8 protein-coding genes are annotated in these 8,739 nt (G+C 74.8%); 3 read left to right on the top strand and 5 right to left on the bottom strand.

The window, feature by feature from the left end:
* Positions 1–43: 43 nt before the first annotated feature.
* Positions 44–553, bottom strand: a complete 510-nt coding sequence (locus ACFXPX_RS32920) for a hypothetical protein (RefSeq protein ID WP_380644296.1) — start codon at positions 551–553, stop codon at positions 44–46.
* A gap of 273 nt (positions 554–826) precedes the next feature.
* Between ACFXPX_RS32920 and ACFXPX_RS32915 the strand changes: the two genes are divergently transcribed.
* The 3 genes from ACFXPX_RS32915 to ACFXPX_RS32905 are packed head-to-tail and all read left to right on the top strand — an operon-like array spanning position 827 to position 4,570.
* Complete coding sequence (locus ACFXPX_RS32915) at positions 827–1,504, top strand: response regulator transcription factor (RefSeq protein WP_380529735.1); 678 nt, start codon at positions 827–829, stop codon at positions 1,502–1,504.
* The gene (locus ACFXPX_RS32910; protein WP_380593616.1) at positions 1,498–2,862 is read left to right on the top strand and encodes a sensor histidine kinase; all 1,365 of its coding nucleotides are present in this window, start codon (positions 1,498–1,500) and stop codon (positions 2,860–2,862) included. Before ACFXPX_RS32915 ends, ACFXPX_RS32910 begins: the two co-directional genes overlap by 7 nt.
* Positions 2,863–2,917: 55 nt before the next feature.
* Positions 2,918–4,570, top strand: coding sequence for an alpha/beta hydrolase (locus ACFXPX_RS32905; RefSeq protein ID WP_380593615.1), 1,653 nt, complete (start codon positions 2,918–2,920; stop codon positions 4,568–4,570).
* A gap of 453 nt (positions 4,571–5,023) precedes the next feature.
* Here the strand turns inward: ACFXPX_RS32905 and ACFXPX_RS32900 are convergent, their stop codons facing one another.
* Genes ACFXPX_RS32900 through ACFXPX_RS32885 form a run of 4 tightly spaced genes read right to left on the bottom strand, consistent with a single transcriptional unit; the run spans position 5,024 to position 8,716 of the window.
* Positions 5,024–6,247, bottom strand: coding sequence for an ABC transporter permease (locus ACFXPX_RS32900; RefSeq protein WP_380644295.1), 1,224 nt, complete (start codon positions 6,245–6,247; stop codon positions 5,024–5,026).
* Entirely contained in the window at positions 6,244–7,008 is a 765-nt protein-coding gene (locus ACFXPX_RS32895) for an ABC transporter ATP-binding protein (protein WP_380593613.1), read from the bottom strand. Before ACFXPX_RS32895 ends, ACFXPX_RS32900 begins: the two co-directional genes overlap by 4 nt.
* Positions 7,005–8,192, bottom strand: a complete 1,188-nt coding sequence (locus ACFXPX_RS32890; protein ID WP_380644294.1) for a peptidoglycan-binding protein — start codon at positions 8,190–8,192, stop codon at positions 7,005–7,007. Before ACFXPX_RS32890 ends, ACFXPX_RS32895 begins: the two co-directional genes overlap by 4 nt.
* Positions 8,189–8,716 carry a hypothetical protein gene (locus tag ACFXPX_RS32885; protein ID WP_380644293.1) on the bottom strand — a complete coding sequence of 176 codons (528 nt, stop codon included), beginning with the start codon at positions 8,714–8,716 and terminating at the stop codon, positions 8,189–8,191. Before ACFXPX_RS32885 ends, ACFXPX_RS32890 begins: the two co-directional genes overlap by 4 nt.
* Positions 8,717–8,739: the final 23 nt, after the last annotated feature.

The following is an 8,739-nucleotide window of genomic DNA, read 5'->3' as shown; positions in this document are numbered from 1 at the left end:
GGCACAGCGGGAGTTGGCGAGGGGTCGGCCGTGCGGGCTCGGCTCAGGGGAAGAGGAGGACCTGGTACGTGCCGTCGCTGCGGGTGACGGTGGACGTGACCCGCCAGCCGGACGGGACGGAGTAGCCGATGATGCGGCCGCCCGGCTCCAGGATCACCACGTAGGCCATGGCCGTCGTGCCGTGCGGGGCGCCGCCGAGGTAGCTCACCACCGCGGTCTGTCCGTCGAGCAGGCCGCCGACGAGCACCCAGCCGGCCGGCAGGCCCTGGTTGGCGAGCAGGGCGACCCTGGCTCCGAAGGGGGCCCCGCCGAGGTACTCGATGAGCTTGTCGTGGTTCGCGGCGTTCTGGCTGATCACTGCCCAGCCGGCCGGGACGGGGTTGTACAGCGGGATCCGCGTCTGGGTCCCGAAGGCCGGGGTGGCGGCGGGGGCGGGGTGCGCGGCGGCCGGGGCGGGGTGCGCGAGCGGGGCGGCGCCGGCGGTACCGGCGCACCCGAGGAGCAGGGCGAGGGCGGTGGCGCAGACGGCCAGGGCGGAGGTTCTTCGACGCATGGCGATTTCCTCTTCCGTGAGGACGGACGGGGTGGCACGTGCCAGGCTTCACGCTCCGCCCCGCCGGCACCGGGCGTCAACGCCGTCCGGCGCTTTGCCGGGGGCGCAGTGGCGCACCGGCGGCGGTCGGCGGTTGCGGACTCTGCGCCCGCACCCGACCGGTGGGTCGTCGCATCGTCGGCGCTGATCTGTGGCGGGGGCGGGGCGGGGGCAGGGGCCTCGCCGCCGTCCACCGGGGGCAGACGCCCTCCGGCCTCGGGCTATAGTGCGCCGGTGCGAGTACTGGTGGTCGAGGACGACGAGGACCTGCGCTTCGCCGTGGCCGCGGCGCTGCGCGGCGGCGGGCTGGCCGTCGACGAGGCGGCGGACCTGCCGGCCGCGGACGAGGCGCTGTTCGTCACGGACTACGACTGCGCGGTGTTCGACCGGATGCTGCCCGCCGGGGACGCCGTCGACTACGTCCGGCGGCTGCGGCGCGACGGGCGCACCGTCCCGGTGCTCTTCCTGACCGCCCGCGACACCGTCGCCGACCGGGTGGACGGCTTCGCCGGGGGCGGCGACGACTATCTGGTGAAACCTTTCGCCATCGCCGAGCTGGTGGCCCGGGTGCACAGTCTCTGCCGCCGCAGCGGAACGGTCCGCCCGCCCGTCCAGCACGCCGGCGACCTGGAGATCGACATGGCCCGCCGCCAGGTCCGCCGCGCCGGTGTCCTGCTGGTCCTGACCGGCAAGGAGTTCGCCGTCCTCGAAGTGCTGGCCGCCCGCGCGGACCAGGCCGTCTCCCGCGCCGAACTCATCGAGAAGTGCTGGGACGAGATGGCCGAGCCGAACTCCAACGTCGTCGAGGTCCTGGTCTCCCAGCTGCGCCGCAAACTGGGGGACCCGTGCCCGATCGTCACCGTCCGCGGCCTCGGGTACCGCCTGGCCACCGGCGGCGGCACCGGGTGCTGACCGCCGAGGCCCGGATCCGCCGCCTCCGGCTCCGGTTGACCGCCCTGTTCACCCTGACCAGCGCCGTCGGCCTGGTCGGACTGACCGCCTTCGCCGTCCACAGCGACACCACCGCGCGCAGCCGCCAGCTCGACACCGAACTGCGGATGCTCGGCAGCACGGCCGTCACCCAGCTCGGCTACGACGAACAGGACCAGCTCTTCGTCCACGACCTGCTGGACACCACGGACACCAACTGCCCCCAACTGACGGTCCTGGAACGGACCTCGGGCCGCTACACGGTGGTGCACGCCCCGCGGACCCCCTGCATACGCGCCACCGACGCCGACATCCACGACCTCGCCGTCCGCGCGGCCACGACGAACGCCACGGTCGAGGAGGAACGCCGGGCCCAGGACGGCCGACCGGTCCGGCTGCTCGTCCGGCCCTTCCCCGGGCCGGACGGTGAAACCCCCGGCGGCGCCGTGGTGGTGGCCGCCAGCACCGCCACCGACCCGGCGCAGCACCAGCTGCGCGTCCTGCTGATCACCGGCAGCCTGGTGCTGGTGTCCCTGTCCGCGGTGGCCGGGCACCTGCTGGCCGGCCGCGCCATCCGCCCCGCGCTCGCCACGCTCCGGCTCCAGGAGCAGTTCCTCGCCGACGCCGCCCACGACCTGCGCACCCCGGCCGCCACGCTGCGCGCCCTCGCCGCCACCGCCCTGCGGGAAACCGGTCTGCGGGAAACCGCCCTGCGGGAGCCCGGCCTGCGGGAGCCCGCCCGGCCCGGCGACGCCCAGCCGCAGGACACCGTCCGCACCAGTGCGCTGCAGCGCACGGAACGCCTGGCGGCCCGGATGGGCGACCTCGTCGACGGGCTGCTCACCCGGGCCAGGCTCGTGGCGGGCATCAGCGCGCCCGTGCGCGAACCCCTGCGGCTCGACCAGCTCGTCGAGGCGGTCGTCGACGACACCGACACCGGCGGGCACCGCGTCACCGTCCGCACCGAACCGGCCGTCGTCACCGCCGACCCGGACCTGCTGCGCCGGGCCGTCGCCAATCTGCTCGGCAACGCCCTCGCCTACGGCCACGCCCCGGGCGCGCCGGCCGACATCCACCTCCGCGTGACCGGCGACGGCGTGGTCACGGTGGACGACAGCGGTCCGGGCGTGCCGCCGGAGTTGGCCGGCTCGCTCTTCGAGCGCTTCCGCAGCGGCTCCGGCTCCTCGGGGCTCGGCCTGTCCATCACCTCCTGGGTCGCCCACGCCCACGACGGGAGCCTCACCGTCGGGACCAGCCCCACCGGGGGCGCCCGCTTCACCCTCCGCCTGGGCGCCGGCTCCCGCCCCCCGGGGCCGCTGGGTCGGCGGGATCCTCACTAAAACTTCAGGCAGCCCGGGGCAGGGTGGCGGCAACGCCGACCCCGGGAGCCACCCCATGACGTTCACCACCCCCCGCAGGCACGCCGTGCTCGTCCTCGCCCTCGCCGTCCTCGGCGGTGCCGCCCTCACCGGGTGCGGCCCCGACGGGCCGGCCGGAGCCGCTCCGAGCGGGAGCCAGGGTCCCGTGCCCCGCGCGCTCGGCACCTTCTACGGGCAGAAGCCGACCTGGAACGCCTGCGGCGACCTGGAATGCGCCACCCTGACCGTGCCGATGGACTACGCCCACCCCGAGGACGGCAGGACCTTCGTCCTCCCGCTGGCCCGGGCCCGGGCCAAGGACCCCGGCGCGCGGATCGGCTCCCTGCTGGTCAACCCGGGCGGTCCGGGCGGATCCGGGGTGGCCATGCTGGAGGGCGGCACCGTGGACTCGTTCGGCGCCCGCGTCCGCGCCCGGTTCGACATCGTGGGCTTCGACCCGCGCGGGGTCGGCGGCAGCACCCCGGCCGTCGACTGCACCGGTGACGACGCCGCCCCCGGCACCGGGGACAAGCCCGACGGTGCCGGCGGGGAGGCCACCGGCGGGCTCTACCCCCGCACCGACGAGGAGCGCAAGGCCGCACTCGCCGACGCCGACCGCACCGCCCAGGCCTGCAAGGCGCGCAGCGGTGCCATCCTGCCGCACGTCGGAACCCCGGACGCCGCCCGCGACATGGACGTCCTGCGGGCCGTACTCGGCGACGAGAAGCTCTCGTTCCTCGGCTTCTCCTACGGGACCAGCCTGGGCACCTCCTACGCCGAACTCTTCCCCCGCCGCGTGCGCGCCCTCGTCCTCGACGGTGCCATCGACCCGGCCAAGGACTGGTACCAGCGCTCGGTGGAACAGTCGGCGGCCTTCCGCAGTGCCGTGGACGACTACGCCCAGCACTGCGCCGAAGTGGCCAAGGAGGCCTGCCCCGCGGCCACCCCCGACGGGATCCGCCGACTCGTCGACGACCTGTACGAGAAGGCCGCCAAGCAGCCGCTGCCCGTCCCCGGCACGGCCGACCACGTCGACCTCCGCACCCTGCACACCGTGATCACCATGTCGATGTACACGCCCGAGGACCAATGGGCGGACCTCTCCGAGGCGTTGAAGGCCGCCCAGGGCGGCGACGGCACCAAGCTCGCGGAGCTCGCCGGCGGCGACCAGGCCGGCCCGGACGACCAGAGCGACCAGAGCGGCCAGGGCAGCCGGACCGCCGGCACCCACGGCCGGAAGGCCTCGGCCCGCGGCCCACGGCCCGCCGACGCGGAGCGCGACAACTCCGACGACGCCTTCACCGCCGTCAACTGCCTGGAGGTCTCCCACCCGCGCGACCCCCAGGCCTACTGGGAGGCCGTCGACCGGTCCTACCGGGACGCCGGGGTCTACGGTCCCTCCGGCGTGATCGACGAACTGGTGTGCCACGACTGGCCCGCCGCCCCCCGCGACCCCCACACCGTCGACGCCAAGGACGCACCGCCCGTCCTCGTCGTCGGCACCACCGGTGACCCCGCCACCCCGTACGCCGACGCCCAGGGCCTGGCCCGCCAGTTCCCGGCCGGCATGCTCCTGACCTACCGCGGCTTCGGCCACACCGCCTACGGCCGCAGCAACGCCTGCGTCGGCGACGCCGTGGACGCCTACCTCACCGAGCTGCGCCCGATACCCACCGGCACGACCTGCTGACCGACGTCCCCGCGGCCGGACTCCCGAACGGCCGGCAGGCACCGCCGCGCCACCGGCAGCGCCGACCGCGCGGAGCGCAGGCAGGCCACCGGCACGCACCCGGTGATGCGGCTCGAACGGACCGGTGGATCAGCGGTGGCGGTCGTGGTCGGCCGGCACTTCGGCGGGAGGACCTGCAGCACCGCCGAGGAGCAGCCGACCAGCGGGACCAGGCCCAGCCCCGTCAGGATCAGGGCGAGGGCACGGCGCCGGTGAGGCGCTCGACGGCGTGGCCGGGCGTCCGGGGTGCCGGGGCTGTGACCGCCCGTCACCAGCGGGTCGGGGGTGCTCCGGAGGGTCTGCCGCAATTCCCTGCTCCGTCCGTTCGGGCCGCCTGGTGCGGGATGCGAGTCTCGGTGAGACGGCATGAGGATTCGATGAGGAGTGCGGGCACCCCTGCTGGTCCGCGGCTCGCTAGGTCGAACGCAACGCGTCCGTCGGTGAGGCCTTGGCCGCGCGCAGGGCCGGGTAGATCCCGGCGACGGCGGCCACCAGGACCGACACCAGTGGTCCGGCGACCAGGACGGGCAGAGGGATGGTGGCGGGCCAGCCCTGGGCGAGGGCGTAGCCGTAGACGGTGAGGCCGCCCAGCAGCAGGCCGGCGAGGCCGCCGAGCAGGCCCATCAGGACGGCTTCGAGCAGGAACTGGACGGCGATCTGTCCGCCCCGGGCGCCCAGTGCGCGGCGCAGTCCGACCTCGCCGCGGCGCTCCATCACACTGACCACCATGGTGTTGGCGATGCCGACGCCGCCGACGAGCAGGGCGACCGCGGCGAGGGCGAGGACCAGCCCGGTGAGGGCGTTCTTCGCCTCGGACCGGGCCGTGAGCAGGTCGGAGGGGCGGCTGACGGCCACGGTGTTCGGTCCGGCGGGGTTGGCGGTGGCCGCGGCGACGGCCTGGACGTCGGGGACGCGTTCGGGATAGGAGCGCAGGTAGACGGTGGCGGCGGTGCCGTCCGCGCCCAGGTGGGCCGTGGCCTGGGGCCAGCCGACCAGGGCGGCGGTGCCGATCTCGGGCGCGAGTTCGTTCGGGGCCAGGATCCCGGTGACGAGGAACGACTGTCCGCCCAGCCAGACCCGCTCACCGGGAGCGGTGACGCCGAGCCGCTGGGCGGCCCGGTCGCCGAGGACGGTCACGGGCAGGTTCTCGCTCGCCGCGTCGAGCCAGCGTCCGCTGCGCACGGTGGTGTACAGGACGTCGAGCAGGTTGAGCCGGGCGGCGAGCACGGTGAGGCTGCCGGTCTGCTGCGGCGGGACGAGGTCGTTGCGGTAGACCTGGGCCTTGGTGGCCCCGGTCGCGGTCACCTGCTGGACGGGGGCGATGTCGGCGAGCATCTTCTCGGCCGTGGGCGGCAGTGGGACCGGTTGCTGGTCGGCGCCCTTGCCGGGGGCGACGGTGAGCAGGTTGGAGCCGAGCTGGTCCAGGCGGGCCAGCAGGTGGGCCTGGTTGGAGAAGGAGATCCCGGTGACGGCGATGACGGCGGCGATGCCCAGGCAGATGCCGAACGCGGACAGCGCGGAGCGCAGCTTGCGGGTGCGCGGCCCGATCATGCCCAGGCGCAGCAGATCGGTCGGGCGCAGCCGGCTGCGGCGCGGGCGGTGTTCGTGCTGGGGGCGGTGTTCGTGGTGGGGGGTCACAGGCCGGCTCCCGCGGGGTCGGGGTGGCGCTCGTCGAAGTCGATCCGGCCGTCGTGGATGCCGATGCGCCGGGGGAAGGAGGCGGCCAGTTCGCGGTCGTGGGTGATGACGACGACCGTGGTGCCGTCGGCGTTCAGGGTGCGCAGCAGGTCGACGACGGCCGCGCCGGAGACGCTGTCCAGGGCGCCGGTGGGCTCGTCGGCGAGCAGGAGCGCGGGGCGGCCGACGAGTGCGCGGGCGATGGCGACGCGTTGCTTCTCGCCGCCGGAGAGCTGGTCGGGGCGGTGGTCGAGCCGGTGGCCGAGCCCGACGTCGCGCAGCGCCCGGGCGGCGTCGGCGCGCCGCAGTGACGCGGGGGCGCCGCTGTAGAGGAGGCCGGTGGCGACGTTCTCGACCGTGCTGAGTCCGGGCAGCAGGAAGAACTGCTGGAAGACGAAGCCGATCCGGTGGGCGCGCAGGGCGGCCAGTTCGGGGTCGGAGAGGTCGGACAGGTCGCGGCCCTCGAAGCGCAGTCGTCCGGTGGTGGGGCGGTCCAGCGAGCCGAGCAGGGCGAGCAGGGTGGACTTGCCGGAGCCGGAGGGGCCGACGACGGCGAGGAGTTCTCCGGGGGTGACGGTGAGGTCGATGCCGTGCAGGATGCGCAGCGGCGGTGACCCGGGGTACTCCTTGGTGACGGCGGTGAGTTCCAGGACGGGGGGCGCCGTGCCGGTCTGCGCCGGGGACTGCGCCGCGGGCTCGGTGTGCGGGTGGTGGGGCGTCACTTCGGGATCACCACCTGGTCGCCGCCGCGGACGTCGCCGGTGATCTGCGCCTTGGCGTCGGCGACCAGGCCGAGCCGGACCTTCACCAGCCGGGTGGGGGCGTCGGCGCCGGCACCGTCGACGACCCTGACGCCGTAGCCTCCGCCGTCCAGGGCGACCAGCGCGGTGACGGGGACGATGAGCGCGTCCTCGGCGGTGTCGCCGACCACGTTGACGGTCACCGAGGAGGGTCCGGCCTGCTGGGCCTTCGCCTGGTCGTCGAGCGTGATGGTGACGGTGGTCTTCTCCGGGCCCGCGCCGCCGCCGGAGCCTCCCGGGCCGGCGTCGCCACCGCCCCCCGCGCTCTCCCGCACCAGGGAGCGGATGCGCCCGCTGATGGTGGTGCCGTCGGCGAGCTTCACCACGGTCGGGCCGTTGGGCTTGAACCGGGAGAGCTGGTTGTCGGCGGGCTTCACGGTGGCGACGAGGTCGGTGCTGCTCACGGTGATGATCGCGGTGGTGCCGACGGCCGAGCCGAGTTGGGCGCCGACCTGCTGCACCCGGACGGCCTGCTGCGGCAGCATGACGACGCTGCCGAGGGTGACGGTCCCGGTCTGCTGCGCGCCGAGGGCCTTCTGCCAGCGTTTGACGGCGGTGGCGGTGCCCTCGGTGAACTTCCGGTCGGCGGCCAGGCCGAGTCCGTCGGCGTAGCCGAGGTCGATCAGGTTGCGCTTGAGCTGTCCGACGTCGGGGCCGTCGCCGACACCGGGGCCGAGGTCGCGCCACAACGGCCGTTCGCCTCGCAGCAGTACGACGGCCTGACCGTCGACCTCGTAGAGCTTGCCGCCCGCCTTGACCACGGAGCCCACGGCCGGGAGGGCCGTGAGCGTTCCGTGGCCGGCGGCCACGACGGGGGTGGGCGCGTCGTAGGCGAGGGCGCCGCCGACCTGGATGCCGCTGGACAGCGATCCCTTCTGCACCACGACGGTTTCGTGGCCCGGGGACGCCTGACCGGCGGCCGACGTGCGGTGCTCCCAGGGGCGGGTGACGGCCAGCGCGCCGGCGCCGCCGATCGCGGCGACCAGGGCGAGCGAGACGACGGCCCTGCGGCGTGGGCCGCGGGTGCGGGCGGGCGGTGCGTCGGCGGGGGCGTCGGCGGGGGCCGGAGCGGGACCGGGGGTTTCGGTGGTGTGGTTCACGGTCACTCGCCGATGTGGTAGCCGGGCATCGGGAGCTTGCCGCAGGCCGGTTGGACGGCATCCCACTTGGCCATGTCGAACGAGGCCCGGGGGATCTCGAGGATGCCGTTCTTCGGGTCGGGGTCGGGCAGGTCCGGATAGCCGTTCTTCCTCGCGCACGCGACGAACGCGCGGGCCATCTCGACGAACCGCTCGTGGTTCTTCAACGTGACCTGGTGGATCCCGGGGACCTTGGCGTCGCAGATCTTGGCCGCCGGCTCGTAGTCGCCGGCCGAGCCGGAGTCCGTCCCGGCCGCCGGGACGGTGATGTTGCCGTCCTTGTCCTGCTGGACACCGGTCTGACCCTGCTGGTGCATGCAGTCCACCCACGCCTTGCGGACCGCGGCGTCGTCCTGCGGCGCGCTCCTGCCCCCCTTGCCGTCACCCGTCACCCGGGGGGCCTGGTCGGCCGAGGAGCACCCGCTCACCACCAGTGCCACCGCCACGGCGGTCGCCGCCAGTACGGCCCGTACGGTCGTCTCGGTACGCATGTCCTGCTCTCCCTGCTGGAGTC

It is taken from the genome of Kitasatospora sp. NPDC059146 (assembly GCF_042786665.1).
Lineage (GTDB): Bacteria > Actinomycetota > Actinomycetes > Streptomycetales > Streptomycetaceae > Kitasatospora.
This window is presented reverse-complemented; position numbering and strand designations above follow the sequence as displayed.

What these genes read in the sequence shown, in the direction of transcription:
- ACFXPX_RS32905 (WP_380593615.1), top strand. Translation starts at nt 2,918, where the DNA reads ATGACGTTCACCACCCCCCGCAGGCACGCCGTGCTCGTCCTCGCCCTC.
- ACFXPX_RS32920 (WP_380644296.1), bottom strand. Translation starts at nt 553, where the DNA reads ATGCGTCGAAGAACCTCCGCCCTGGCCGTCTGCGCCACCGCCCTCGCC.
- ACFXPX_RS32885 (WP_380644293.1), bottom strand. Translation starts at nt 8,716, where the DNA reads ATGCGTACCGAGACGACCGTACGGGCCGTACTGGCGGCGACCGCCGTG.